24 protein-coding genes, 2 pseudogenes and 1 riboswitch are annotated in these 25,267 nt (G+C 71.8%); of the genes and pseudogenes, 12 read left to right on the top strand and 14 right to left on the bottom strand.

The window, feature by feature from the left end:
- Positions 1-9 precede the first annotated feature (9 nt).
- Both J7462_RS04460 and def read left to right on the top strand, forming a co-directional pair.
- Complete coding sequence (locus J7462_RS04460) at positions 10-795, top strand: TetR/AcrR family transcriptional regulator (protein WP_219462062.1); 786 nt, start codon at positions 10-12, stop codon at positions 793-795.
- 10 nt (positions 796-805) lie between these two features.
- Entirely contained in the window at positions 806-1,315 is a 510-nt protein-coding gene (def, locus tag J7462_RS04455) for a peptide deformylase (RefSeq protein ID WP_219462061.1), read from the top strand.
- 9 nt (positions 1,316-1,324) lie between these two features.
- Here the strand turns inward: def and J7462_RS04450 are convergent, their stop codons facing one another.
- The 3 genes from J7462_RS04450 to J7462_RS04445 are packed head-to-tail and all read right to left on the bottom strand — an operon-like array spanning position 1,325 to position 2,451.
- Positions 1,325-2,101 carry a GNAT family N-acetyltransferase gene (locus J7462_RS04450; protein WP_219462059.1) on the bottom strand — a complete coding sequence of 259 codons (777 nt, stop codon included), beginning with the start codon at positions 2,099-2,101 and terminating at the stop codon, positions 1,325-1,327.
- A gap of 3 nt (positions 2,102-2,104) precedes the next feature.
- Complete coding sequence (locus J7462_RS31820) at positions 2,105-2,170, bottom strand: hypothetical protein (RefSeq protein WP_255598148.1); 66 nt, start codon at positions 2,168-2,170, stop codon at positions 2,105-2,107.
- 17 nt (positions 2,171-2,187) lie between these two features.
- Positions 2,188-2,451 carry a helix-turn-helix domain-containing protein gene (locus J7462_RS04445; RefSeq protein ID WP_255597582.1) on the bottom strand — a complete coding sequence of 88 codons (264 nt, stop codon included), beginning with the start codon at positions 2,449-2,451 and terminating at the stop codon, positions 2,188-2,190.
- A 97-nt stretch (positions 2,452-2,548) separates the two neighbouring features.
- Here J7462_RS04445 and J7462_RS04440 point away from each other — a divergent pair, with 97 nt between their 5' ends.
- Positions 2,549-3,163 (top strand): malonic semialdehyde reductase, encoded by a 615-nt coding sequence (locus J7462_RS04440; RefSeq protein ID WP_208565915.1) that lies wholly within the window; start codon positions 2,549-2,551, stop codon positions 3,161-3,163.
- A 46-nt stretch (positions 3,164-3,209) separates the two neighbouring features.
- On the opposite strand, the gene J7462_RS04435 is transcribed toward J7462_RS04440, so the two are convergent.
- Complete coding sequence (locus J7462_RS04435) at positions 3,210-3,968, bottom strand: TSUP family transporter (protein ID WP_255597581.1); 759 nt, start codon at positions 3,966-3,968, stop codon at positions 3,210-3,212.
- 189 nt (positions 3,969-4,157) lie between these two features.
- Here J7462_RS04435 and J7462_RS04430 point away from each other — a divergent pair.
- A pseudogene (locus J7462_RS04430) lies at positions 4,158-4,936 on the top strand (endonuclease/exonuclease/phosphatase family protein).
- A gap of 11 nt (positions 4,937-4,947) precedes the next feature.
- Here the strand turns inward: J7462_RS04430 and J7462_RS04425 are convergent.
- The 3 genes and pseudogenes from J7462_RS04425 to J7462_RS04415 all read right to left on the bottom strand — a co-directional run bounded on the left by J7462_RS04425 (position 4,948) and on the right by J7462_RS04415 (position 8,362).
- Positions 4,948-5,843: pseudogene (locus tag J7462_RS04425) on the bottom strand (bifunctional 5,10-methylenetetrahydrofolate dehydrogenase/5,10-methenyltetrahydrofolate cyclohydrolase).
- A 13-nt stretch (positions 5,844-5,856) separates the two neighbouring features.
- Positions 5,857-5,938: riboswitch (ZMP/ZTP riboswitch) on the bottom strand.
- Between the two features lie 93 nt (positions 5,939-6,031).
- Complete coding sequence (locus tag J7462_RS04420) at positions 6,032-6,961, bottom strand: hypothetical protein (protein WP_219462055.1); 930 nt, start codon at positions 6,959-6,961, stop codon at positions 6,032-6,034.
- Between the two features lie 75 nt (positions 6,962-7,036).
- Complete coding sequence (locus tag J7462_RS04415) at positions 7,037-8,362, bottom strand: PLP-dependent aminotransferase family protein (protein ID WP_219462053.1); 1,326 nt, start codon at positions 8,360-8,362, stop codon at positions 7,037-7,039.
- 218 nt (positions 8,363-8,580) lie between these two features.
- On the opposite strand from J7462_RS04415, the gene J7462_RS04410 reads away from it, so the two are divergent.
- Entirely contained in the window at positions 8,581-10,479 is a 1,899-nt protein-coding gene (locus J7462_RS04410; RefSeq protein ID WP_219462051.1) for a hypothetical protein, read from the top strand.
- On the opposite strand, the gene J7462_RS04405 is transcribed toward J7462_RS04410, so the two are convergent.
- From J7462_RS04405 to J7462_RS04395, 3 genes are all read right to left on the bottom strand, one after another.
- Positions 10,464-11,468, bottom strand: a complete 1,005-nt coding sequence (locus J7462_RS04405) for a tyrosine-type recombinase/integrase (RefSeq protein WP_219462049.1) — start codon at positions 11,466-11,468, stop codon at positions 10,464-10,466. The two genes, J7462_RS04410 and J7462_RS04405, sit on opposite strands and share 16 nt — an antisense overlap.
- Positions 11,469-12,005: 537 nt before the next feature.
- The gene (locus J7462_RS04400; protein ID WP_219462048.1) at positions 12,006-12,932 is read right to left on the bottom strand and encodes a hydrolase; all 927 of its coding nucleotides are present in this window, start codon (positions 12,930-12,932) and stop codon (positions 12,006-12,008) included.
- 92 nt (positions 12,933-13,024) lie between these two features.
- A complete protein-coding gene (locus tag J7462_RS04395; RefSeq protein WP_219462046.1) occupies positions 13,025-13,753 on the bottom strand; it encodes an SDR family NAD(P)-dependent oxidoreductase in 729 nt (242 codons plus the stop codon).
- 154 nt (positions 13,754-13,907) lie between these two features.
- Between J7462_RS04395 and J7462_RS04390 the strand changes: the two genes are divergently transcribed.
- Together J7462_RS04390 and J7462_RS04385 are read left to right on the top strand one after the other, a co-directional pair.
- Entirely contained in the window at positions 13,908-14,360 is a 453-nt protein-coding gene (locus J7462_RS04390) for a peroxiredoxin (RefSeq protein ID WP_219462044.1), read from the top strand.
- Positions 14,361-14,427: 67 nt separating this feature from the next.
- Positions 14,428-15,132 carry a hypothetical protein gene (locus J7462_RS04385; protein ID WP_208565926.1) on the top strand — a complete coding sequence of 235 codons (705 nt, stop codon included), beginning with the start codon at positions 14,428-14,430 and terminating at the stop codon, positions 15,130-15,132.
- A gap of 154 nt (positions 15,133-15,286) precedes the next feature.
- On the opposite strand, the gene eis is transcribed toward J7462_RS04385, so the two are convergent.
- The 3 genes from eis to J7462_RS04370 form a co-directional block, all read right to left on the bottom strand.
- Positions 15,287-16,489 carry an enhanced intracellular survival protein Eis gene (gene eis, locus J7462_RS04380; protein WP_219462042.1) on the bottom strand — a complete coding sequence of 401 codons (1,203 nt, stop codon included), beginning with the start codon at positions 16,487-16,489 and terminating at the stop codon, positions 15,287-15,289.
- A gap of 116 nt (positions 16,490-16,605) precedes the next feature.
- Positions 16,606-17,604: a cytochrome d ubiquinol oxidase subunit II gene (gene cydB, locus J7462_RS04375; protein WP_219462040.1), complete on the bottom strand. Its 999-nt coding sequence runs from the start codon at positions 17,602-17,604 to the stop codon at positions 16,606-16,608.
- Between the two features lie 14 nt (positions 17,605-17,618).
- Positions 17,619-19,016, bottom strand: a complete 1,398-nt coding sequence (locus J7462_RS04370; RefSeq protein WP_219462038.1) for a cytochrome ubiquinol oxidase subunit I — start codon at positions 19,014-19,016, stop codon at positions 17,619-17,621.
- 172 nt (positions 19,017-19,188) lie between these two features.
- Here J7462_RS04370 and J7462_RS04365 point away from each other — a divergent pair, with 172 nt between their 5' ends.
- From J7462_RS04365 to J7462_RS04350, 4 genes are all read left to right on the top strand, one after another.
- Complete coding sequence (locus J7462_RS04365) at positions 19,189-19,965, top strand: 1-acyl-sn-glycerol-3-phosphate acyltransferase (protein WP_219462036.1); 777 nt, start codon at positions 19,189-19,191, stop codon at positions 19,963-19,965.
- A 69-nt stretch (positions 19,966-20,034) separates the two neighbouring features.
- Positions 20,035-20,802: a glycerophosphodiester phosphodiesterase gene (locus J7462_RS04360; protein WP_219462035.1), complete on the top strand. Its 768-nt coding sequence runs from the start codon at positions 20,035-20,037 to the stop codon at positions 20,800-20,802.
- A gap of 15 nt (positions 20,803-20,817) precedes the next feature.
- Positions 20,818-22,209: an MFS transporter gene (locus J7462_RS04355; protein WP_219462033.1), complete on the top strand. Its 1,392-nt coding sequence runs from the start codon at positions 20,818-20,820 to the stop codon at positions 22,207-22,209.
- 45 nt (positions 22,210-22,254) lie between these two features.
- Positions 22,255-22,971 (top strand): thymidine kinase, encoded by a 717-nt coding sequence (locus J7462_RS04350; protein ID WP_208565933.1) that lies wholly within the window; start codon positions 22,255-22,257, stop codon positions 22,969-22,971.
- A gap of 10 nt (positions 22,972-22,981) precedes the next feature.
- On the opposite strand, the gene J7462_RS04345 is transcribed toward J7462_RS04350, so the two are convergent.
- The gene (locus J7462_RS04345) at positions 22,982-23,440 is read right to left on the bottom strand and encodes a hypothetical protein (RefSeq protein WP_219462031.1); all 459 of its coding nucleotides are present in this window, start codon (positions 23,438-23,440) and stop codon (positions 22,982-22,984) included.
- Between the two features lie 110 nt (positions 23,441-23,550).
- Between J7462_RS04345 and J7462_RS04340 the strand changes: the two genes are divergently transcribed.
- Positions 23,551-25,257 (top strand): acyl-CoA dehydrogenase family protein, encoded by a 1,707-nt coding sequence (locus J7462_RS04340; protein WP_219462028.1) that lies wholly within the window; start codon positions 23,551-23,553, stop codon positions 25,255-25,257.
- Positions 25,258-25,267: the final 10 nt, after the last annotated feature.

Below are 25,267 nucleotides of genomic sequence, written 5' to 3'. Positions count from 1 at the left end.
GGTGGCCGCATGCACGTCGAGTACAGCGGCACCGGCGACCCCGCCCGCAGCCTCGCCCTGCTCTGGCGCACCCGCGAACGCACCAGCCGCAGCGGCGACCTGGGCGTCGACCGGATCGTCCGGGCCGCCATCGACGTCGCCGACACCGACGGACTCGCCGCGCTGTCCATGCGTCGGGTCGCCGAACGTCTCGGCGTGGGCACCATGTCCCTCTACACCCACGTGCCGGGCAAGGGTGAACTGCTCGACCTCATGCTCGACACCGTGCACGGCGAGACCCCCCGACCGGCGGACGTCCCGGGCGGCTGGCGGGACCGCCTGGAACGCGTCGCCCGCGACAACTGGGCGCTGTACCTGCGCCACCCCTGGCTGTTGCAGGTCGCCACCACCCGCCCACCCCTGGGTCCGCAGGTCACCGCACGCTACGACCACGAACTACGTGCCGTCGAGGGTATCGGCCTGACCGACCTGGAGATGGACGCCGTGATCACCCTCGTCGACTCCTACGTCCACGGCGCGGTACGCGGCGCGGTGGAAGCCGCCCAGGCCACCGCCCGCACCGGCCTCACCGACGAACAGTGGTGGCACGCCCACGCCCCCTACCTGGAAAAGGTGATGGACCCGGCCCGTTTCCCCACCGCCGCCCGGGTCGGCGCCGCCGCCGGGCAGGAGTACCAGGCCGCCACCGACCCGACCCGTGCCTTCGACTTCGGACTGGCCCGCATCCTCGACGGTATCGCCGCCCTGGTGGCCGACCGGTGCGCCGGTCCACCGCCGCCGGTGACCCCCCGATAGCCTTCCGGGCATGACCGTACGCCCGATCAGGATCATCGGTGACCCCGTTCTGCGCACCGCCTGCACCCCGGTGACCCGCTTCGACACCGCCCTGCAGCAGCTCGTCGACGACCTGATGGACACCCTCACCGGCGAACCGGGCCGGGCCGGTGTCGCCGCCCCGCAGATCGGCGTCGACGCCCAGGTGTTCGTCTACGACGCCGACGGCCACCGCGGCCACCTGATCAACCCCACCATCGAGTTGTCCGACGAGACCCAGGACGACGACGAGGGGTGCCTGTCCATTCCCGGGCTGTACTTCCCGACCCGCCGGGCCCTGCACGCCACCGTGCACGGCGTGGACCGGCACGGCGACCCGCTGACCATCTCCGGCAGCGGGTTCCTCGCCCGCGCCCTGCAACACGAGACCGACCACCTCGCCGGTCGGCTCTACGTCGACACCCTGCGCGGTGACATCCGCCGCAAGGCGCTGCGGGAGATCCGCGCCGGCCGGTTCGACTCACCGAGCCGCCACCGCTGACCGGCCGGCTCAACCCGCCCCGCTGGTCAGCGTGTACTCACCGAACCGTGCCACCGTGGTGAAACCGAGCCGCCCGTAGAGGCGCACCGCCGTGGTGTTGTCGGCCCGCACGTTCAACGTCACGTGATCGACGCTGTCGCGTAGCCGGGCGCACAGCGCGGCGACGACCGCCTGGGCCAACCCCCGACCCCGCGCCTGCGGGCGAGTGGTCACGTTGCCCACCGCGGCCACCCGGTAGGTCGGCGACCACACGTGCACCCCGGCCACCGCGACCAGCTCACCACCCGCACGTACCCCCAGGTAGTGGCCGGTGTCGAGCATCCGCGGGTCGAACCAGTTACCGGGGTACGCGTCGGCGTACAGGGCCCGCAGCGCCGGCAGGTCCGCCCCGGTCAGCACCTCACCCGAGGCGGCGACCCCGGCCAGCCGACCCGGGTCGGTCAACGCCATCCGCAGGTGCGCCCCCGCCGGGGTGATCACGTACCGGCCCGCGAGGACCTGTTCCAGCCCGGGGGACAGGTGCGCGTACAGCCGGGCGGGCAGCACCGGGGCCAGTTCGTCGAGCAGCGCCGCCGCCGCCGGCCGGTCCTCTTCGGCGGCGAACAGCAGCAGCACCGGCTGTGCCGCCCCGTGGTAGAGCAACGCCACCTGCTCACCCCGACGGAACCACGACGTGTAGGGCCAGAAGAAGTCGTCCAGGTCACCCAACTGGTAGGCGTGCAGCACCGGATCGCGCCGCAGCAGCCCGGCCAGCACGGCACGGTCGTGTTCGGCGCGGACCGGCACCGCTCAGCAACGACCTGCGGGAAGGTTCTCGTCGGCCCAGCGGGCCAGCTCGTCCAGCGCCGGCAGCAGGGCGGCGCCCCGGCCGGTCAGCTGGTAGCTGACCCCCAGCGGGGGCCCTCCCGCACGGTGCGGCTGACCAGGTCGACCCGGGCCAGCTCACCGAGGCGGTCCGACAGCACCGACTCGCTGATCCCCGGCAGTGCCCGGGCCAGCTCGGCGAAGCCCGCCGGCCCCTGGGCGAGGGTGCCCAGGATCATGCCGTTCCACCGTTTGCCCAGGAACGCGAACGCCCGGGACAGCCCCCCGGGACAGGCGCGGGGCCCGTCGTCGATCGGGGAGCACGTCGTCATAAGCCCAGCATACGTGGTCCGTAACTCACCCTAGCCACTTCGAAAAAACTAGCTGCTACTGTGGTCGCAGCAATCGCCGATCCGACCGGAGGACACCATGACCGACGTACTGCCCAACCACCTGATCACCCTCGACCCGCAGGCCCAGGCCCAACTGTTCACCGAAGCCCGCACCGCCAACACCTTCACCGACACCCCCGTCAGCGACGAACAACTCCACGCGATCTTCGACCTCGCCAAGTACCCACCCACCGCCATGAACGTCCAACCCCTGCGGGTGCTGTTCGTCCGCCCCGGCGAAGGCCGCGACCGCCTCCTCACCCACGTCGCCGAAGGCAACCGCACCAAAACCGCCACCGCCCCCGTCGTCGCCGTCCTCGCCGCCGACACCAACTTCCACGAACACCTCGACACCGTCTTCCCCATCCGCCCCGGCATGCGCGAACACTTCGCCGCCGACCCCACCGTCCGCGACGGCATGGCCCGCTTCAACGCCGGCCTCCAGGTCGGCTACTTCCTGCTCGCCATCCGCGCCGCCGGCCTCGCCGCCGGACCCATGGGCGGATTCGACGCCACCGGCGTCGACAACGAATTCTTCACCGACACCGGCTGGAAGTCCCTGCTCCTGGTCAACATCGGACACCCCGGCCCCGACGCCTGGCACCCCCGCCTGCCCCGCCTCGACTACGACACCGTCGTCCGACACGCCTGAACCACCCCAGACCCACCAGTGGCTGGCCCGCCGAGCACCCACCCGCTCAGCCGGCCAGCCACTGGTCGTAACCCAACCGCACCACCAACGCCACCACCACCACCAGCAACACCACCCGCACGAACCCCGCACCCCGCCGCAACGCCATCCGCGCCCCCACCGCCGCCCCCGCCACGTTGCACACCGCCATCGCCAACCCCAACCACCACCACACGTGCCCCGTCACCGCGAACACCACCAACGCCCCCAGATTCGTCCCCGCGTTGACCACCTTCGCCATCGCCGAACCACCCAGAAAATCCGCCCCCACCAACACCGTGAACGCCACCACCAGGAACGTCCCCGTCCCCGGCCCGATCAACCCGTCGTACAACGCGATACCCACCCCCGCCACCCCCACCGCCGCCACCACCCGCACCCGGGTCCGCCGCGCCGGCACCGCCACCGTCCCCAACCGCGGCCGCAACACCACGAACAACGCCACCCCCACCAACACCACCAACACCACCGGCCGGTACGCCCCCGCCGGCACCACCCCCGCCAACGCCGCACCCACCCCCGCACACCCCACCGCCAACACCGCCGCCGGACCCGCCACCGCCCAATCGACCCGCGTGCGCCGCGCGAACGTCACCGCCGCCGTCGACGTACCCGCGATCGCCGCCAACTTGTTCGTCCCCAACGCCGTCGCCACCGGCACCCCCGGCACCGCCACCAACAACGCCGGCAACAACAACAACCCACCCCCACCGACCACCGCATCCACCCACCCCGCCAGGGCAGCCGCAGCCAGCAGAGTCGTCAACGACACAGGATCCACGGCCGGCCATTCTCCCCACCCCACCCGGCCACCCGCCCGCTCAAGTGGCCCACCTCACCGCCCACGTCGCCGCCGCAGCCACACCCCCACCACACCCAACGCCACGAACACCAACACCGAACAACACAACAACTTGATCATTCGGTAACTGTGCCACGGACGTAGGGTGCACAGGTGCGCCTGGCGACCTTCAACCTGCTACACGGCCGCTCCCTGACCGACGGGCTCGTCGACCCCGCCCGGCTCACCGCCGCCGTCCACGCCCTCGACGCCGACATCCTCGCCCTCCAGGAAGTCGACCGCGACCAGTCCCGCAGCGGCCACCACGACCTCACCACCCTCGCCGCCCAGGCCCTCGACGCCCCGAACACCGCTTCGCCGCCGCCGTCGTCGGCACCCCCGGCGAACACTTCCGCCCCCTACGCCACGACGACGACGGCCACGGCGAACCCTGCTACGGCATCGGCCTGATCAGCCGCCACCGGGTCCGCAGCTGGCACGTCACCCGCCTCAACCCCGCACCCGTCCGCTCACCCATCTACGTCCCCGGCCCCGGCGGCGGCCTCATCCTCCTGCGCGACGAACCCCGCGTCGTCCTCGCCGCCGTCCTCGACACCCCCCACGGCCCCCTCACCGTCGCCGCCACCCACCTGTCCTTCGTCCCCGGCTGGAACGCCCACCAACTCCGCCGCGCCGTCCGCGCCCTACGCGCCCTACCCGCCCCCCGCATCCTCCTCGGCGACCTCAACCTCCCCGCCGGCCCCGCCCGCCTCCTCACCGGCTGGCAACCCCTGGCCCGCCGCCCCACCTACCCCGCCACCGCACCCCGCGTGCAACTCGACCACATCCTCGCCGACCCCCACGACCGGCACCTCCTACCCCCCGTCACCGCCACCGACAACCCACGCTCCACCATCTCCGACCACCGCCCCCTCGTCGTCGACCTCGGCTGACCCACCACCGGTCACCCCCGACCCGCAGCCCGCTGCGCCGCCCGCAACGCATTACGGAACAGCATCGCCACCGTCGTCGGACCCACCCCACCCACCCGAGGCGTGATCGCCCCCGCCACCCGCGCACACGCCTCGTCCACATCCGGCAACAACCGGCGACCCGCATACCGCACCCCACCACCCACCACCACCGCACCCGGACGCACATGCTCCGGCCGCACGATCCCCGGCACCCCACCGCCGCCACCAGAATCTCCGCCCGCCGCGTGTACCGCGGCCAGTCCGCCACCCCCGTGTGCACCACCGTCACCGCCGCATTCGCCGTCGGCCGCTTCTGCGCCAACAACATCGCCAACGGACGACCCAACGTCGCACCCCGACCCAGCACCACCACCTCCCGCCCCGCCACCGGCACCCCGTGGAACGCCAACAACGCCTCGATCCCCGCCGGCGTACACGGCAACGGCCCCGGCAACCCCAACGCCAACCGGCCCATGTTCACCGGATGCATCCCGTCCACGTCGGAATCCGGATCCAACACCTCCAACGCCCGGTCGTAATCCAGATGCCCCGGAACCGGATGCTGCACCAACACCGCATGCACCCCGGCATCGTCGTTGAGATCCCGCAACACCCGATGCAGATCCGCCTGCGTCGCCGACCCCGGCAACCGCACATGCGGCGACGCGAAACCCAACTCCGCCGCCTGCCGGGACTTGATCCGGATATACCCGACACTCGCGTCGTCGTCACCGACCAGCACCGTCGCCAACGACGGCACCACCCCGACCGCCCGCAACGCCGCCACCCCCTCGGCGACCTCGGCGAGAATCCGCTCCGCCACCGGCCCACCCGGCAACAACCGGGCCGTACCAGACGTGGGGGAGGGGCAAGAGGAAACAGACATGGCGCACCTCGACCACGAAGGCCCAGGCGGTCGACCTCCGCGACGAGCTCCCCGATGGTTGACCCATCCCCGTGCCGCCAGTCGCATCCACCCCCACCATGCCACACCCCACCGCCCACCGGGCCCCGCCACCCCACACGCGCCGGGCCCGGCCGCCACACGACGACCGGGCCCCACTGACCGACCTGCTACGAGACCGTGATCTGCGCGACCCCACCAGCCGGATTGCTGATGATGCCGACCATCGACCGACGACACGACCCGATGACCGGATCGTTCGCACACCCCGGGGCGCTGTAGTCCACCGCCACCACCTGGATCCGGTGATTGGCCACCGTCGGCGAGTAGTTGAACGGCGAACCCACCGGACAGCTGCTGCCACTCCACTGCGAACCCAACAGACCCAGATCCGTCCAGACACCCCCGGCGTCCATGTCGTTGATCCAGATGCGCAGCGGCCGCCGGTCGTTGTGACAGTTGTACGTCAACAACGTCCGCACCCCCGTCGCCCCCGAATCCGGCGGCGTGACCATCGCATCACCCGACCAGATCAGGTTGACCCCCCACGGCCGGCTGCCATACACCACATAGTCGTTACGGCTGCGATTGAACAACGCCTGACCACCCGCCGTGGTGATCACGTTCCACTCGTAGACCGCAGTGGCCGACCAGACCAGGTCGATGCCCCAGCTCTGCGCACCCCACCGCAGGTAACCCCCGCCCGGAACCCGCAACGCCACCTTCGTGGTGTTCGTGATCGGCGCGTTCGTCGGCAGACCCTCCCCGTACACCTCCCACCGCGAATTCGGCCAGTCGGTCCAGTTCAGATTGATGCCGTAGTCGCGCTCCGCGTACCGCAGCGCCTTGAGACCATTGCTCTGGTTACGCATCGGGCCGTACCCACCACTCCACGTCGGCAGGCCCTCCCAGTCGACGACCGCACTCGGCGGCGTCGCCAACACACCCGACCCCGCCGACACCGGGACCGCTGACACACCCGACCCCGCCGACACCGGGACCGCTGACACACCCGACCCGGCCGACGCCGGCACCGCACCGGTCAACCCGGCGAGGACCACCGCCACCAGCAGGCAGAGCACTCTGTGAACACGGGACATGTCTCCTCCGAATCAGGACACCAGCACGGACACCCCTAACGGCGTTCCACCCCGTGCCACCCCGTTCCGGCCCCCTCAGTACGCCGCACCCACCTCCTCCGGCGCCCCCCGCGCAATCGCCGCCAGCAACGCCACACTGCCCCGCAACGTCTCCACATCCGGCGACGACGTCGACAACCGCACCGCATCCGGCACCGGCACCCCCACCACCGCATAGTCGGCCGCCGGACTGATCACCACCCGCTGCCGGGCCGCAGCCGACACGAACGCCCCCGTCGACCACCCACCCGGCAACCGCCACCACACGTGGTACGACCGAGGATCAGCACGCACGTCGAACCCGGCCAGCACCTCCGCCACCACCGCCTGCCGCAACCGCGCGTCCTGCTGCTTGAGCCGCACGATCCGCTGCGCCGTACCATCAGCCAACACCGCCGTCGCACACGCCAACGCCACACCCGGCACCCCCCACGTACCGGAACGCACCGCCGCCGCGACCCGCCCGGCCAACCCCGCCGGACACACCAGCAACCCCAGATTGAGCCCCGCACCCACCCGCTTGGACAAACTGTCCACCAGGATCGTCTGCTCCGGAGCATGCGCGGCCAACGGCAACTCCTCGTCGTGCAGAAACGAATTGATCCGATCCTCGATCGCGACCAGACCCAACCGCGCGAGCCGCCCACCCAACTCGATGCGCCGCGCCGCCGACATCGTCACCCCCAACGGGTTGTGCAACGTGGGCTGAAGGTAGACCGCCGCGAGCGGCGCCCGACGATGCGCCTGCTCCAACGCCGACGCACTCAACCCCTCCCCATCCATACCGATCGGCACCAACGTCACACCGTGCCGCGCCGCGATCGTCTTCACCACCGGATACGTCAACTCCTCCACCCCGAGCCGCTGCCCCGGCGCCACCAACGCCACCATGGCCGCCGCGATCGCCTGCCGCCCACTACCGGTGAACAACAACCGCTCAGAGTCCACCACCCACCCCGGCCGGGACAGGAAGGACGCACCGACCCGCCGCGACTCCCGCGACCCGGTCACCGGCACCGGATGCATCGCCGCCTCCAGGCCCGCCGGTGCCAACACCCGCCCCAACGCCCGCGCCACCATCGACGACTGCCCCGGCAACACCGGAAAGTTGGCCTCCAGATCGACCAGGTCCGCGTCCCCCGACCGCACCGAGAAATCCACCACGAACGTGCCCCGACCCACCGCCCCGGCCACCAGACCCCGCCGCGCGAGCTCCTGATAGACCCGGGCCGCCGTCGACACCGCCATCCCGTGACGCCGGGCGAACTCCCGCTGGGGCAGCAGCCGCTGCCCCGGCCGCATCCGCCCGGACCGGATATCAGCCGCCACCGCATCGGCCACCAGCCGGAAATCGTCCCGCACCGTCACCCCTCACCTCCACCGAACCCTGCCCGCACCGCGCCCCCGCAACACCTCCGAGCAATCCGACCACAACCTCGGTGCAATCAACAGACACCCAGCCACGCAAAACCCCCCAATGTCGGATTCCCGGCCGCGAACGCAGTTGACGCCACCAACCAAACCGATGCGAGACTCACCTCAATCACCCCATTGACTCGGTTCATTGAGAGGTGTGACCCGTGAGGACACCCACCACATCCACCCACCCCACCGAACTGCTACGCCGCGCCACCGATGCCCTGTGGACCGACGGCGACCTCACCACCAGCCGCATCCACTTCGACGCCGCCTACCGCGCCGCAGAAGCCACCGGCGACCACCACACCCGCACCCTCGCCGTCACCGGCATGGGCGGCCTCTGGGTCCACGAACACCGCACCACCAGCGACGCCACCCTCCTGCTCCACCGCCTCCACCACGCCATCGCCACCACCGACCCCCACACCCCCCTCGGCATCCGACTACGCGCCCGACTCGCCGCCGAACAGGACTACCGCACCGCCACCCACAACGACACCCTCACCCTCGTCACCCAGGCCCGCGCCACCGGCGACCCCGTCGCCCTCACCGAAACCGCAAGCCTCGCCCACCACTGCCTCCTCGGCCCCGACCACACCCGACTACGCCACGAACTCAGCCAGGACGCCCTCACCGCCGCCCTCGCCACCGGCCGCCCCAGCGACCTCACGGTCGCCCTCCTCTGGCGCACCGTCGACCAGTTCCTCGACACCGACCCCCAAGCCGAACGCAGCCTCGCCGAACTCCACACCCACCTCACCCACCACAACCACCTCGCCGTGTCCTACGTCGCCCACGCCATCGACGTCATGCTCACCATCCGCGCCGGCAAACTCACCGAAGCCCGCGCCCGCGCCGCCACCTGCGCCCAACGCGGCACCACCGCCGGCGACGCCGACACCACCGGCTGGCACGGCGCCCACCTCACCACCATCGCCTGGTACCAAGGCCACCTCGCCGACCACCTCCCGATGCTGCGCGCACTGGCCGTCTCACCCACCCTCAGCACCGTCGACCACTCCTACCAGGCAGCACTCGCCGTCGCCTCCGCCCTCGCCGGACACCGCCGCGAAGCCACCGCCGCCCTCGCCCGCCTCCACGGCAACGACCTCACCACCCTGCCCCGCTCCAGCAGCTGGCTCGTCACCCTCCACGGCATCGTCGAAGCAGCCCACCTCCTCGACGACGGTCACCTCGCCACCGAGGCATACGACCTCCTCACCCCCTACGCCGACCGACCCATGCTCGCCAGCCTCGCCATCACCTGCTTCGGCAGCACCCAACACACCCTCGGCACCGCCGCCCTCACCGCCGGGGAAACCGACCGCGCCATCACCCACCTCCACGCCGCAGTACACGACAACCTCAGACTCGGCCACCTCCCCGCCGCCACCCTCTCCCGCGCCCGACTGGCCCAGGCCCTCGACCAACGCTCCGGCCAACACGACCGCCGAGAAGCCGAACGACAACGCCAACTCGCCCACACCGACGCCACCGAACTCGGCATGACCCTCCCCACCCCACCACCACGCCCACACACCCCCCACCGCCCCCACATCCGATGCCACCGCCACGGCCGACACTGGCAACTCACCCTCGGCCACCGCACCGCCACCATCGACGACTGCGTCGGCGCCCGATACCTCGCCATCCTCATCGCCAACCCCGGACACGACATCCCCGCCATCCAACTCGCCGGCGACGCAGCGGACACCACCACCGACCGCCAACCCGTCCTCGACGACACCGCCAAACGGGCCTACCGGCGACGACTACGCGACCTCGACACCACCATCGACGAAGCCGACAACGCCCACGACCCGCACCGCGCCGAACAGGCCCGCACCGAACGCCAGTGGCTCATCGACGAACTCGCCGCCCGCACCGGACTCCACGGTCGCGACCGCACCTTCACCGGCAACACCGAACGGGCCCGCATCGCCGTCGGCAAGGCCATCCGCCGCGCCCTGGACCGCATCACCACCAGCGACCCCGTACTCGGCGACCACCTACGCACCACGATCAGCACCGGCACCCGCTGCTCCTACCGCCCGAGCTGATCCGACACCAACCCCACCAACACCCGGTTCGTCCGGTTCGACCGCACCGCCGCCCGTTGCTGACCCGCCGTCACCTCGATGTACGTCTGCGACGACGCCAACGACGCGTGCCCCAACAACCGCATGATCTCCGCCGCCCCCGCCCCGTCCTCGGCCAACCGGGTGGCGAACGTGTGCCGCAACGCGTGCAACCGGGCCCCCGCCGGCACCCGGTCGGTGATCCCCGCCCGCCGGTAACAGGAATCCACCAGGTACTGCAACCCGCCCCGACGCAGCGGATCACCCTGCCGGTCAACCAACAACACCCCGTCCGGGCGTACGCTGCGCGCCCCGAACCGCCGCCGCCGACTGTCCAGGTAGGCCGACACCACCTCGTCCAACTCCGGCTCCACCGGCACCACCCTCGGCCGGCCACCCTTACCGGCCACCGCCACCCGCCGCTCACCGGCCCGCCCCGACACCGACGACACCCGCAACGCCAGCAGCTCCGCCAGGCGCAGCCCCGCGCACAACGCCAACGCCAGCACCGCGACGTCCCGCTCCGGCCACGGATCACGCTGCCGCCCGTCCTCCCGCGACACCGACGCCAGCAGCAACTCCGGGGTGTCCTCACCGCGCAACGGCTTGGGCTGGGGGAGCGGGGTACGGGGACGCCCCACCGCCGGCATCGGGTTGCCCGCCACCACCTGCTCGGCCACCAGGAACGAGAAGAACCCGTTCCAGCTCGACCAGGCCCGGTGCACCGACGCCGCCGCCCGGGGTGCGGCGAACCGGGCGAACGCCGCCCGCATCACCCGGGGGGAGAGGGCGGAGATCATCAGGGCGTCCAGGGGCAGGGCAGGGGAGTGCTCCGCGCCGGCCAACGCCGCGACGCTGCGCAGGTCCCGCCGGTAGGCATCCTGGGTGTGCGGGGAGGGCTTACGGGTGGCCCGCGCGGTCAGGAACTCCTCGATGAGTCGTTCAACCGATTCGTGCCGAATGTCATGCATAAGGGATATTATGCAGCTTTCTCGGGTTCATGGCCACCGGGAAGGGGAGTGGCGCGCGGGACGCATGCCGTCGGGCGGATCCCGGCCACACGCTGCCGAAACCGGTCCGGCCCTCCGTGCCGGTCCGTGCGCCACCTGAGGTGGCCACGGGCTGCTCACCGGGCTCGTGATGCCGCTGCTCAGACGGCGGCCAGGAGCGGCTCGCCAGCCGGGGTCCGGGTTTCGTGCCCGCCAGGCCGGACGGCGGTCGACCCATGACGGCGACCGCACCGGCAGCCACGTCGCCACCCATGGTCACGCCGCAGGCGCGGACCATGGGAGGAGCGCCCCGATCCGGTCAACTTTACATAATGTGCATTATCGAATTCTTGGAGAGGGGTCGGCCCGGCAGGTCGACGACCGTTCGGCGTTCAGCCCGGTGGCCCGCAGCGCAGCGTCGGTCGGCCCGGCAGTGTGCGACGGGTGCGTCGCCGTGCGGTTCCGGAGAGGAACCAGGGAGATCGGCGGGCCGGGCGCGGTGTCCGTCTCGGCGTCGGGTCAGCGGGTCGCGCTGTTTCCCTTCTCGACCGCGACCAGGGATCCGCTCTCCATCGCCACCCACACCAGGCGGTCCTCGACCCACAGGCCGTGCGGTTCCCGCCCGGGCAACTGGTGGAGGGTCACGTCTGCGTCCGCGGTGATCCGGGCCAACTGGGCGGTGCCCCAGAGGGTGACCCAGCATCCGCCGTCGGTGTCGGCCGCGACGGCGTGGGGCCGACAGGCGGGGTCGGCGAAGCTGATCTTCTCTGTCGAGCCGGACGAGTCGACCCTGCCGACGCAGCCGCCGGCGATGTCCGCGTACCAGATCCCCGTGGCGCAGGCGGCGATGCCGACCGGTGCGGCCGGTGCCCGGCCGCCGGGTAGTTCGACGGTCCGTACCGCGCCGTCGTGCACGTAGGCGAGGGCGCCGGCAGCGTTGAGCGCGACCCACGGTCGTCCCGCGTCGTCGACGGTGAGCATCGCCGCCCGCGCGTCGGGAATCGGCAGGTCGAGCATGGTGATGTCCCCCGATGTGGTGACGATCCTGCCGATCTGGTTGAGCCCGGGTGCGGTGAACCAGACCTCCCCGTCCGGTGCGGCGGCGATGCCGTAGGGCGCTGAGCCGGGTGCCAGGTCGATCACCGTGTGGTCGCCGTGGAGGTCTCGGCGGCTGAGCCGGTCGTCGGTGCTGGTGCACCAGAGCGCGCCGTCGGGGGCGACGGTCAGCTGCATCGGATGGCCGTGGCTGTGTGGGAGGCGTTCGTGGCGCACCGCGGAGGTGGCCCCACCGCCGGTGGCGGTGTCCGCGGGATCGAATCGCGCGAGTCCCGGCGGGGTCACCAGTGTCATCCACAGGTTCCCGGTGGTGTCCCCGGTCACGGCATACGGGGCCCAGCCCGGTGGCAGGGCCACCTCGCGGTGCGGCGCTGTCTCAAGTGGTGACATCAGCTCTCCTTAAATGCTACGGATGTAGCATTAGCTGCCTGCGTCGGGTGCGCAAGTCCCTTTCCGTGCCCCTGGGCGAGCACCCGGGCCGGCTACAGGCCGCCGGCGACGCGCAGCACGGTGCCCGTGGTGTAGGTGGCGTCGGGGCCGAGCAGCCAGGCGACGGCGCCGGCGACCTCGTCGGGCTCGCCGGCGCGGCCCAGTGGGATGCGCCCGGCGGCGGTGTCGGGTCGGTCGGGTACGCCGGAGTCGGCGTGGATGTCGGTGCGGATGATGCCGGGGGCGACGGCGTTGACCCGGATGCCGCGGGGGGCGAGTTCCTTGGCCAGACCGATGGTGAGGGTGTCGGTGGCGGCTTTGACGGCGGCGTAGTGGACGTACTCCCCCGGGCTGCCGAGGGTGGCGGCGGCGGAGGAGATGTTGACGATGGCTCCGCCGGAGGTGAGTCGGCGGGCGGCCTGTTGGGCGCAGAGGACGTAGCCGATGAGGTTGACGTCGACGACCCGGCGCAGGTCGTCGGGGCGCAGGTCGGTGAAGGGGCCGATGGGGCTGGTGACACCGGCGTTGTTGACCAGGGCGGTGAGGGGGCCGAGGTCGGCGGCGGCGGTGAAGAGGCGGTCGATGTGGGTCGGGTCGGTGGTGTCGGCGGGGACGGCGACGGCGCGGCGGCCGAGGCGGTGGATGTCGGCGGTGACGGTGGCCGCGGCGGCGTGGTCGCGGCGGTAGCCGATGACGAGGTGGTGGCCTTCGGTGGCGAGTCGGCGGGCGGTGGCGGCGCCGATGCCGCGGCTGCCGCCGGTGATGATGGTGACCGGAGTCAATGCGGTACTCCCCCTGTGGGCCTGGCGTGCGGTGGGCCGACGGTACCGCGGGTGGGCGGGGTGCACGGGTTGCGGTGCGGTGGTGGGTGGGTTGGTGGGTCGATCGCTTACGCTCACCGCGTTTCGGACGGACCGGTGGAGGTGTGTGGTGGGTGTGAGTGTCGGCGATCTGGTGGAGGATTTCGAGCTGCCGGATCAGACGGGTACGCCGCGGCGGTTGTCGGAGTTGTTGGCGTCGGGGCCGGTGGTGTTGTTCTTCTATCCGGCGGCGATGACCCGGGGGTGCACGGCGGAGAGTTGCCATTTCCGGGATCTGGCGGCGGAGTTCGCGGCGGTGGGTGCGCAGCGGGTGGGGATCAGTCGGGATCCGGTGGCGAAGCAGGCTGAGTTCTCCCGGTTGCACGGGTTCGACTATCCGTTGTTGTCGGATGTCGAGGGTGTGGTGGCGCAGGCCTTCGGGGTGCGGCGGCGGTTGCCGTTGGGGCCGTTGAGCACCCGGCGGATGACGTTCGTGATCGGGGTGGATCGGCGGGTGCTGGCGGTGGTGCACAGCGAGTTGGGGATGAACGAGCACGCCGACGAGGCGTTGCGGGTGCTGGGGGGTTGATCTTCCGGATGTCGCCGTCGACTGGTATCAAGGCAGGAATGACACACGTGTACGAAAGAGGGTTGTGATGGTGGGCCAGGGTTTGTCCGATGACGAGGTACGCGGCATCCGGGAGGCGTTGACGGCGGGGCGCAAGCCGAAGGTGGTGTTCACCGCGTCGGCGGGGCAGATCGCCGGTCAGGTGGGTCAGGTGGTGGAGCTGACCGATCCGGCGGTGTCCGACGAGTTCGTGGTGGTGCGGTTCGGGCGCGACGAGTTGCCCTTCTCCCCCGCCGATGTGGCGGTCGCGCCGCGGGGGGCGGGTCGTCGGGTGGTGGAGGCGAAGGCGGAGCCGGTGGTGGAGCAGGTGGAGTCGACGGCGAAGGCGGAGCCGGAGTTCGTGCTGGACACCCCCCGGGTGCCGGTGCAGCGGCGGGAGGAGTCGAGGGTGGAGTCGAAGCCGGAGCCGGTGGTGGAGAAGCCGGCGGCGCGTCGGCCGGCGAAGGTGGCGAAGCCGAAGGGTCCGGCGGGGTTGACGGTGACGTTGGCGTACGCCGACGGTGAGTGGACGGTGGCGGCGCAGCAGGGGGCGAAGGCGTTGGCGAAGCCGTACGTGGTCAAGCCGGCGGAGGCGTTGCGGATGGTGGCGCTGGTGGATGTGCCGGGGGTGCAGGAGGCGGTGGAGCAGATCCTGTCGGCGGAGCGGTCGGAGGCGGAGCAGCAGGCGGAGAAGTTGCGGGCGGAGTTGGCGGAGATCGAGGCGCGGTTGGCGGAGTTGCGCGAGGCCCGTTGAGGTTGGTTCGTGGTGGGCGGCCCGGCGGCTGTTGCGGCGGTCGGGGCGTCACCGCGGCGCGGGTGGGTGCGTGTGCCGGGGTGGTGTAGCGGCCGGTGTGGTGCGGTGGGGGCGTTGTGGGCGGTCGCGCGGTGGGTGCCGGAACCTGTGGGGGTCAGAAGTAGTCGCCGAGTTGGGCGGGGCCGGCGGCGGCGAGCAGGTCGAGGGGGGCGGGGTCGGTGCCGGTGGGGTGGTGCAGCAGGCCGGCCTGGGCGATGGTGCGGGCGGTGGCGGCGCCGGTGTAGAGCAGGGCGAAGCCGCGCACGGTGAGGTGCAGGTCGGCGGGGGTGGTGGTGCGGCGTAGGTCGGCGTCGCCGTTGGTGATCTCCAGGTGCCAGGTGCCGGTGTTCCAGTCGGCGAGGGGGTCGTCGAGGGTGAAGGTGGTGGTGCCGTGCAGGTGTGCCGGCCAGCCCCGGTCGCGGATGGCGCGGGTGACGTCGACGGGGCGGTGCATCCAGGTGTCCTGTTCGTGTTCGCGGGCCTTCTCCACGGGCAGGTGGGGGGTGAGGGGGTCGCCGGACAGCAGGGTGAGGCGCAGGGTGGGGGCGACGCTGTGCCAGCTGGCGAGGATGCCGACGAGTTCGCGGGCGGCGTCGGCGGTGGTGGCGGTGAGGTCTTCGATGGTGAGGGTGCCCTGGTCGCCGTAGCCGTCGCGGCGGTTCCAGCCGGCGTAGCCGACGAGGTGGCCGTGGTGTTCGACGAGGGTGAGGCCGTCGTAGGGCAGGGTGTTGGCGGTGGTGTGGCGGGCGCGGTGGTGTTCGTGCAGGGGGCCGGTGCGGGCGAGTAGGCCGCGGCGGTGTCGGGTGGTGTGGGTGTGTAGTTCGTCGACGGCGGTGAGGTCGGCGGGGGTGCCGGGGCGGACGGTGAGGTGTGGGCTGGGCTGGTGGCGGGTGAGCAGGGCGGTGGGTAGGTCGACGGTGCGTAGGGTGCCGGCGGTTTCCCAGCCGCAGGCCCGGTAGGGGGCGGCGACGGTGGGGAAGAGTGCGCTGATGGCGGCGCCCCGGTCGTGTGCGCCGCGCAGCAGGGTGGTGAGTAGGGCGCGGGCGACGCCCCGGCCGCGGGCTTCGGGGGTGACGGCGACGCTGGCGATGTCGGCGGCGGCGACGGTGTGGCCGTCCCACCACTGGTCGTGGTGCAGGTCGACGGCTTTGCCGATGAGGCGGCCGGTGTGGTCGAACGCGCCGTAGCGGGTGGTGCCGGGGGTGGTGGTGGGTGGTGGTGGGGGTTGCGGGTCGGAGCCGAAGGCGGTGCGGCCGAGGTGCCAGGCGGCGGTGGCGTCGTCGTCGGTGAGTTCCCGGACGTGGGGGGTGTGGTGCATGCGGGCGACGATAGCGGTGGGTGGGTGGGGTGGCGATCGGTTTGTGCCGGGGCGCGTTGCGGGGCCGGTGCGACCCCCTCGCCCCGGCCCCGCGTCCCCGCGCCCCTCGCGCGCTTTCAGTGTTGCGGGATGTTCTGTACCCCGATTCGCTTGCGGAACACCCAGTAGGTCCAACCTTGGTAGGCGAGGACGATCGGGGTGAAGATCACCGCCACCCAGGTCATGATTTTCAGGGTGTAGGGGGTGGAGGCGGCGTTGGTGGCGGTGAGGGTGCCGGTGGGGTCCAGGGTCGAGGGCATGACGTTGGGGAACAGGGCGGTGAAGAGGGTGGCCACGGCGAGGGCGATGGCCAGGGCGGTGCCGGTGAACGCCCAGCCTTCGCGGCGTACCCGGGCGGCGGCGAGTGCGCCGAGCAGGGCGAGGGCGGCGGCGGCGGCGAGCACGACGGCGGCCGGGTTGGAGCGGATGGTGAGGGTCCAGGTGAGGAAGGCGACGGCGACGACGGCGGTGCCGGCGCCGAGTCGGACGGCGAGGGTGCCGGCGCGGTGGCGGATGTCGCCGGTGGTCTTGAGGGCGAGGAAGACGGCGCCGTGGGTGAGGAACAGGCCGAGGGTGGTCAGGCCGCCGAGCAGGGCGTAGGGGTGCAGCAGGTCGATCAGGCCGCCGACGTATTCGTGGTCGGCGTCGAGGGGTACGCCGCGGAAGATGTTGGCGAAGGCGACGCCCCAGAGTAGGGCGGGGATGGCGGAGCCCCAGAAGATGGCGTGGTCCCAGCGGCGTTTCCAGGAGGCTTCGGGGCGTTTGTGGCGGTATTCGAAGGCGACGCCGCGGGCGATGAGGGCGAGCAGGATGAGTAGCAGGGGCAGGTAGAAGCCGGAGAAGAGGGTGGCGTACCACTCGGGGAAGGCGGCGAACATGGCGCCGCCGGCGGTGATGAGCCAGACCTCGTTGCCGTCCCAGACGGGGCCGATGGTGTTGATGAGGACGCGGCGTTGCCGGTCGTCGCGGCCGAGGATGGGCAGGAGCATGCCGACGCCGAAGTCGAAGCCTTCGAGGATGAAGTAGCCGGTGAAGAGCACGGCGACGAGGAGAAACCAGATGGTGGTGAGTTCCACGGTGGGGCTCCGGGTCAGTAGGCGAAGGCGAGCGGGCGCTCGGTGTCGTCGGGGGTGGGGGTGACGTCGGGTACGCCGGCGCGGGCGTAGCGGATGAGGAGTTTGAATTCGATGACGGCGAGGACGGCGTAGATGAGGGTGAAGGCGGTGAAGGAGGTGAGGACTTCGGTGAGGGAGACGCTGCGGGAGACGCCGTCGCGGGTGAGCATTTCGCCGAAGACGATCCAGGGTTGGCGGCCCATCTCGGTGAAGATCCAGCCGAAGGAGTTCGCGAGTAGCGGCAGGGCGGGCATGATCAGGCCGGCGCGCAGCAGCCAGCGGTTGGTGGGGGTGCGGCCTTTGCGTTGGGTCCAGAGGATGAGCAGGGCGATGGCGGCGGCGGCGAGTCCGAAGCCGATCATGAAGCGGAAGCTCCAGTAGGTGACCGGGATGATCGGGGTGTAGCTGCCGGGGCCGTACTGGCTGGCGTACTGGGCCTGGAGGTCGTTGATGCCGTGGACGGTGCCGTTGGGGTCGCCGGTGCCGAGGTAGGACAGCAGGTAGGGGATCTTGAGGGCGAAGACCTCGCGGCTGCCGTCGAGGCTGCCGATGGTGAGTACGGAGAACGAGGCGGGGCTCTCGGTGGTGTAGAGGCCCTCGGCGGCGGCCATCTTCATCGGCTGCACCTGGGTCATGATCTTGCCTTGGATGTCGCCGGTGAGCAGGACCAGGGTGGAGGAGATCAGGACGACCCAGGCGCCGAAGCGGGTGGCGTACCGGTAGGCGTCGGTGTCGGGGCTGGTGCGGTGGCGCATGAGGTGCCAGAGGCCGACGGTGGTGACGAGGGAGCCGGCGACGAGGAAGGCGCCGGCGAGGGTGTGCGGGAAGGTGATCAGGGCGACCTTGTTGGTGAGGACGGCGACGAAGTCGGTGAGTTCGGCGCGTCCGGTGTCGGGGTTGAAGCGGTAGCCGACGGGGTTCTGCATGAACGAGTTGGCGGCGAGGATGAAGTAGGCGGACAGGTTGGTGCCGATGGCGGCGGCCCAGATGCTGGCCAGGTGCAGGCGTTTGGGGAGCCGGTCCCAGCCGAAGATCCACAGGCCGATGAAGGTGGATTCGAGGAAGAAGGCGACGAGGGCTTCGATGGCCAGGGGTGCGCCGAAGATGTCGCCGACGAAGCGGGAGTAGTCGGACCAGTTCATGCCGAACTGGAATTCCTGCACGATGCCGGTGACGACGCCCATGGCGAAGTTGATCAGGAAGAGTTTGCCGTAGAACTTGGTGAGTTTGAGGTATTTCTCGTCGCCGGTGCGGTGCCAGCGGGTCTGGAGGATGGCGACCAGGACGGACAGTCCGATGGTCAGTGGTACGAAGAGAAAGTGGTAGACGGTGGTGACACCGAACTGCCAGCGGGCGACGTCCAACGCGTCCACCGAGATCCCCCTGCCGTTAATACTACGAGACGTAGTAAATACTACTGCGTGTCGTAGCTCGGGTGGCAGGGCCGGGGGTCCCGATCCGGCCCGGGACCAATGACCCTGATCACCACAGGCCGCACGACCCGGATCCGGCCCTCCCCCACACCCGTGCGACCATCGGCGACTGATGGACACCCCGCCCCCCGGCTGGCAGCCACCCCTGTTCTGGCGTGCCGCCCAACTGTTCGCCCGGCTGGTCGTCGCCCTGTTCGCCCGGCTGGAGGTCAGCGGGGACGTCCCCGCGCACCTGCGCCGGGGACCACTGATCCTGGCCGCCAACCACATCAGCCCCTTCGACCCCATCGTGCTGGGTGCCGCCTGCCGCGCCCGGGGCATGGCACCCCGCTTCATGGCCACCGGCGGGCTGTTCCGCACCCCGGGCCTCGGCGCGCTGATGCGCCACGCCGGGCACCTGCGCGTCGACCGGGGCACCACCGGCGTACGCCGGGCGCTCGACGACGCCGCCGCCGCGGTCACCGCCGGGTCGGTGGTGCTGGTCTACCCGGAGGGACGCATCGGCCTGGACCCCGGCATGTGGCCCGAACGCGGCAAGACCGGCACCGCCCGCCTCGCCATGGCCTGCGCCGCCCCGGTGGTGCCCGTCGCCCAGTGGGGGTCGCACGAGGTGCTGCCCTACCGGGCGCCCCGGGGGATGCTGCGGGCGCTGGCCCGGGCGCTGGTGCACCGCCCGGTCATCCGGGTCCGCTTCGGTGCGCCGCTGGACCTGCGGGACCTCTCCCCCACCGCACCCGGTGCGGCCCGCCGGGGCACCGACCGGATCATCGACGCCATCACCGACACCCTGGCCCCGCTGCGCGCCGACGAACCCGACCGGCCCCGGCACGTCGACCCGGGCCGCCCCGTCGACACCAGCCGGGTCCACCGCCGCCCCACCGTCAGCTGACCCGCCACCCACGGAACACGTTGCCGGTCGGCCACCCGGGGGTCGCCGCGGACGGGCATACTGCGTTGCGTGCTGATCCGTCCCGGTTTCCTGGACGCCCCCGCCCCGCTGGCCTTCGCCCACCGTGGGGGTGCCGCCGACGGAGACGAGAACACCGTCGCCGCGTTCACCCGGGCCGTCGACCTGGGCTACCGGTACGTGGAGACCGACGTGCACGCCACCGCCGACGGGGTGTGCGTGGTCTTCCACGACGCCACCCTGCACCGGGTCACCGGGCAGCGGGGACGCATCGCCGACCTGCGCTGGGCCGACCTGGCGTCGGTGCGGGTCGGCGGTGCGACGGTCGTACCCCGGCTCGACGAGGTGCTGGCCGGGTGGCCGCAGGTCCGGTTCAACATCGACGTCAAGGCCGACGGTGGGGTCGCCCCGGCGGTGGCGGCGGTGACCCGGGCCGGCGCGGCCGACCGGGTGCTGCTGGCGTCGTTCAGTGACGCCCGGCTGGCCCGGTTGCGGGCGGCCACCGCAGGGCGGGTCGCCACCGGGCTGGGCATGCGGGGGGTGGCCCGGCTGTGGTGGGCGTCGCGGCACGGCCGGCCGGTGCGGCTGCCGGAGTCGGTGGTGGCGGTGCAGGTGCCGCCCCGCTACGGCGGGGTGCCGGTGGTCGACCGCCGGTTCCTGGCCTACTGCCACCGGTCGGGGTTGCAGGTGCACGTCTGGACGATCGACGAACCTGCCCAGATGCACGACTTACTGGATCGTGGTGTGGATGGCATCATGACCGATCACGTCGGCGTGCTGCGCGACGTCTACCGCAGCCGCGGCCACTGGGCCGCCTGAGCCCCGAGGACCATGATGGCCGACCCGGTCACCACCCCCACCGCCGTCGACGCCCCGGCGGGTCTGCGCCGGGAACGGCGTGGCTGGTACCTGTACGACTGGGCCAACTCGGCCTTCCAGACGACCGTCATCACGGTCTTCCTCGGCCCGTTCCTCACCACCGTCACCGAGTTGGCGGCCGGCTGCGAACTCGGCGCGGACAGCTGCGACGGGTACGTGCACCCGTTGGGCATCCGGATCGCCGCCGGCTCGTACTACCCGTACCTGATCTCGTTGTCGGTGTTCCTGACCGTGTTCGTGCTGCCCGTGGTGGGGGCGATCGCCGACCGGACCCTGCACAAGAAGCGGCTGCTGGCCGGGGCGGCGTTCACCGGGGCCGGGGCGACCGTCGCGATGGCGTTGGTCACCGGCGAGCGGTACCTGCTCGGTGGGGTGTTGTTCCTGGTCGCCAACATCGCCTTCGGGGCGGCGGTGGTGGTGTACAACTCGTTCCTGCCGCAGCTCGCCGGCCCCGACGAACGTGACGCCGTGTCCAGTCGCGGCTGGGCGATCGGTTACCTCGGTGGTGGTGTGCTGCTGGCGTTGAACCTGGTGGCGGTCACGCTGCTCAGCGAGGACGACAACCCGCAGCGCACCCTGGACCTGGCGCGCTGGTCGATCGTGTCGGCCGGGGTGTGGTGGGCGGTGTTCACCCTGGTGCCGTTGCGGTGGCTGCGCGACCATCCCACCGTCGAGGCGGTACGCGGTGCGGGCCGCAACGTCGTCACCGACGGGTTCCGGCAGCTGGGGCGGACCTTGCGGGAGGTCAAGGCGTACCCGTTGACGTTGTACTTCCTGCTGGCGTTCCTGGTCTACAACGACGGCATCCAGACGGTGATCACCCTGGCCAGCCAGTACGGCACCGAGGAGCTGCGGCTGGGGCAGAGCACCCTGATCGTGACGATCCTGCTGGTGCAGTTCCTCGCCTTCGGTGGGGCGTTGGCGTTGGGGGCGTTGGCCCGGCGCATCGGCGCGTGGAAGACGGTGCTGCTGTCGCTGGTGCTGTGGACCGGGGTGATCATCGGGGCGTTCCGGTTGCCCGCCGAGGCGCCGCTGCCGTTCATGATCCTCGGTGGGGCGATCGGTCTGGTCCTCGGCGGCAGCCAGGCGTTGAGCCGGTCGCTGTTCAGCCAGCTCATCCCCGCCGGCAAGGAGGGCGAGTACTACGGGTTCTACGAGATCAGCGACAAGGGCACCAGTTGGCTCGGCCCACTGGCGTTCGGGTTGGTCTTCCAGCTCACCTCCTCCTACCGGGTGGGTCTGGTGTCGTTGCTGATCTTCTTCGTGGTCGGGTTCGCGTTGTTGGCGGCGGTGCCGATGCGCCGGGCCATCATCGCCGCCGGCAACACCCCGCCCCGGGTGCTCTGACCATCGGCCCGATCCACCCGTGCCGATGGGCTAGGCTGCCCCGACGTGACCGACGACGCCGCTGCCACCCCTACCTGCCTGGCCCGCCCGCTTCCCGGCCCGGATGACGGCGGGGCCGGCTGCGCCGCCGCGCGGGGCGTCGACGGCCGCCCGTTGCACGCCGCCGCGTTGAAGTTCTTCTGGGGTCCGATGGACTGCGGCAAGTCGACGATGGCGTTGCAGATGAACTACAACCACGCCCGGCAGGGGCGGCGGGGGCTGGTCACCACCCGCATCGACAGGTCGTTGGGCCCGCAGGTGACCACCCGCATCGGGTTGGCCCACACGGCGGTGGAGGTGACCGACGAGTTGGACCTGCGGGCCCTGGTCCGCGACACCTGGGCCGAGGGGGTCCGCATCGACTACCTGATCTGCGACGAGGCGTCGTTCTACGACGTGGCGCACGTCGAGCAGATGGCCGAGCTGGTCGACGGCTACGACGTCGACGTGTACGCCTTCGGCCTGGCCACCGACTTCCGGTCCTGCCTGTTCCCGGCCGCCCGGCGGTTGTTCGAACTCGCCGACGAGGTGGCCCGCATCCAGGTGGAGGTGCTGTGCTGGTGCGGCCGGGAGGGCCTGCTCAACGCCCGGGTCGTCGCCGGCCGGGTGGTCCGTGAGGGGGCGCAGGTCGTCATCGGGGACACCGTCGACACCGCCGACGTGCGCTACCAGGTGCTGTGCCGTCGGCACTACCGCTCCGGCGATCTCGGCCCCCGGGCCTGAGCGGACGGGTTCAGTACGGGTCCCCGCAGACCCGCCACCTGCCGTCCTCCTTCACCACCGGCAGTTGACGCTGCTCGGCGGCCCCACCGTCGCGGGTGACCCGCACCGCCACCTCACCGGCGGGCCGACCCCCCTTGGTGCGTACCGACACGTCGAGGATCTCGTAGCCGGTGACCACCGGTGGGGTGCGGACCCACCCGGCGAAACCGATCTCGCTCCACCGGCCCCGGGTCTGCGCGCACAACCGGCGGTAGGCCTGCTCCACCTGCCCCGCGGACAACTCCCGGAAGAACCCGTCGGCGGTCTCCCGCACCGGGCCGGTCGCGCCCACCACGACCTGCGCGTTCCACACGCCCAGCCCGGCCACCCCGACCAGGCACAGGCCGGTGGCGAGGCCACCCAGGAACAGCCCGGTGCGCACCGGGCGGTGCCGCCGCGCCGGTCGGGTCCACGCCTGTTCCACACCCATCACCTGCGACGGTATGCGGGCGGGGCGGTGCCGCGCAGCCGCTTCGCCCCTGTCGCGCCGCCGCGCCGATCGTCTACCGTCGGCGCACACCCCTGGTGAAGGAGCGACGGATGAGCCGTTACGTGCAGCCGGTGACGGACATCGACGACCCGTACGCCGGGGACGGGTTGCTGCGGTCGTGGTTGACCCGGCAGCTCGGGCCGGCCGGGCACGCCGCCGCGCAGGACCAGCTGACCGCGCTGGCCGCCGACGTGGTCGGGCCGTTGCGGGCCGCGCACGCCGACGCCGAGGCCCACCCGCCGACGCTGGTGCGTTACGACCCGTGGGGTGCCCGCGTCGACCGGATCGACACCAGCGTCGGCTGGCAGGCGCAGCGGGCCGCCGCCGCCCGGCACGCCGTGGTCGCGTTGCCCTACCTGGAGTCGGCGCGTGGCAGGTGGGGGGCCGCCGCCCGCGTCGTCCAGCACGCCCTGCTGCACCTGTACGGGCCGGAGTCGGCCACGTTCTCCTGCCCGGTGGCGATGGCCGACGGGGCGGCGGCGCTGCTGAGCAGCCCCGACGTCGACGTGCAGGTCCGTGACGCCTGGCTGCCCCGGTTGATCGCCACCGACCCGGACACGGCGATCGTCAGCGGGCAGTGGATGACCGAGTCGCAGGGCGGTTCCGACCTGTCCGGCACCAGCACGCTGGGGCGGCCGGCCGCCGACGGGTCGTGGCGGCTGACCGGGGAGAAGTGGTTCTGCTCGGCGGCCGACGCGACGGTGGCGGTGGCGTTGGCCCGGCCGGAGGGCGCCGGGCGGGGCAGCCGGGTCCTCGCCCCGTTCCTGGTGCCCCGGTACGCCGCCGACTCGCCGCTGGCGGGGAGCACCGCCGCCGCGCACCACCCCGCACCGGGGGTGGTGGTGCACCGGCTGAAGGACAAGTTGGGCACCCGGGCGTTGCCGACCGCCGAGATCGGGTTGCGTGACGCGTACGCGTTGCCGTTGGGTGACCCGGTGGTGCCGGGCCTGGTGCGGGCGATGACCCTGGTGGTGGTGACCCGGGTGCACAACGCCTCGGCCGCCGCGTCGGGGATGCGGCGGGGTCTGGCCTACGCGCTGGCGTACGCGCGCGGCCGGCACGTCGCGGGTGGGTCGTTGCTGGACAACCCCCTGCACCGGGCCACCCTCGGTGCGTTGGCGGTCGACGCGGCGGGCGCGTTCGCCCTGGCCGGGCATGCGTTCGCGTTGCTCGGCCGGGTGGAGGTCGGTGGTGATCCGCAGGCTGCCGCCGAGCTGCGGGTGGTCGCGCCGTTGGCGAAGCTGGCCACCGGTCGGCTGGCCGTGGCCAGTGCCGCCGAGTACGGGGAGGCGTTCGGCGGGGCCGGTTACGTCGAGGACACCGGGGTGCCGAGGTTGCTGCGCGACGCCCAGGTGCTGCCGATCTGGGAGGGCACCACGAACGTGTTGGCCCTGGACGTGCTGCGCGCGGTCACCCGGGAGGACGCCGGCGCACCGCTGCTGCGTCGGTTGGCCGGGGCGGTGGACCTGGCCCGACCGTTGTCCCCGGCACTGGCGGACACCCTCGCCACGGTCGTCGGGGAGCTGCGGGACACCCTGGGTGAGGTCACCGCCGAACCGGCTGCGGTGGCGGTGCTGGCCGGCGCGCGTAGTCTCGCCCTGCGGATGGCGTACGCGCTGGCCACGGCGTTGCTGGTCGAACACGCCGCCTGGGGTGACGGGCAGGCCGAGGTGGCCGCCCGGTTGTGGGCCCGGCGGTGGCTGCGGCACGAGGACATCTCCGCCGACGCCCACCACCACCTCGACCTGCTCTGCTGACCACGAGGCC

Origin of the sequence: Micromonospora sp. RL09-050-HVF-A, assembly GCF_019374995.1 — a bacterium.
GTDB lineage: Bacteria > Actinomycetota > Actinomycetes > Mycobacteriales > Micromonosporaceae > Micromonospora > Micromonospora antibiotica.
This window is presented reverse-complemented; position numbering and strand designations above follow the sequence as displayed.

Excerpts from the sequence above, each read along its gene's own strand:
- J7462_RS04460 (WP_219462062.1), top strand. The coding sequence starts at position 10 with ATGCACGTCGAGTACAGCGGCACCGGCGACCCCGCCCGCAGCCTCGCC.
- def (WP_219462061.1), top strand. The coding sequence starts at position 806 with ATGACCGTACGCCCGATCAGGATCATCGGTGACCCCGTTCTGCGCACC.
- J7462_RS04445 (WP_255597582.1), bottom strand. The coding sequence starts at position 2,451 with ATGACGACGTGCTCCCCGATCGACGACGGGCCCCGCGCCTGTCCCGGG.
- J7462_RS04440 (WP_208565915.1), top strand. The coding sequence starts at position 2,549 with ATGACCGACGTACTGCCCAACCACCTGATCACCCTCGACCCGCAGGCC.
- J7462_RS04420 (WP_219462055.1), bottom strand. The coding sequence starts at position 6,961 with ATGTCCCGTGTTCACAGAGTGCTCTGCCTGCTGGTGGCGGTGGTCCTC.
- J7462_RS04405 (WP_219462049.1), bottom strand. The coding sequence starts at position 11,468 with ATGCATGACATTCGGCACGAATCGGTTGAACGACTCATCGAGGAGTTC.
- J7462_RS04400 (WP_219462048.1), bottom strand. The coding sequence starts at position 12,932 with ATGTCACCACTTGAGACAGCGCCGCACCGCGAGGTGGCCCTGCCACCG.
- J7462_RS04385 (WP_208565926.1), top strand. The coding sequence starts at position 14,428 with ATGGTGGGCCAGGGTTTGTCCGATGACGAGGTACGCGGCATCCGGGAG.
- eis (WP_219462042.1), bottom strand. The coding sequence starts at position 16,489 with ATGCACCACACCCCCCACGTCCGGGAACTCACCGACGACGACGCCACC.
- J7462_RS04365 (WP_219462036.1), top strand. The coding sequence starts at position 19,189 with ATGGACACCCCGCCCCCCGGCTGGCAGCCACCCCTGTTCTGGCGTGCC.
- J7462_RS04355 (WP_219462033.1), top strand. The coding sequence starts at position 20,818 with ATGGCCGACCCGGTCACCACCCCCACCGCCGTCGACGCCCCGGCGGGT.
- J7462_RS04345 (WP_219462031.1), bottom strand. The coding sequence starts at position 23,440 with ATGGGTGTGGAACAGGCGTGGACCCGACCGGCGCGGCGGCACCGCCCG.
- J7462_RS04340 (WP_219462028.1), top strand. The coding sequence starts at position 23,551 with ATGAGCCGTTACGTGCAGCCGGTGACGGACATCGACGACCCGTACGCC.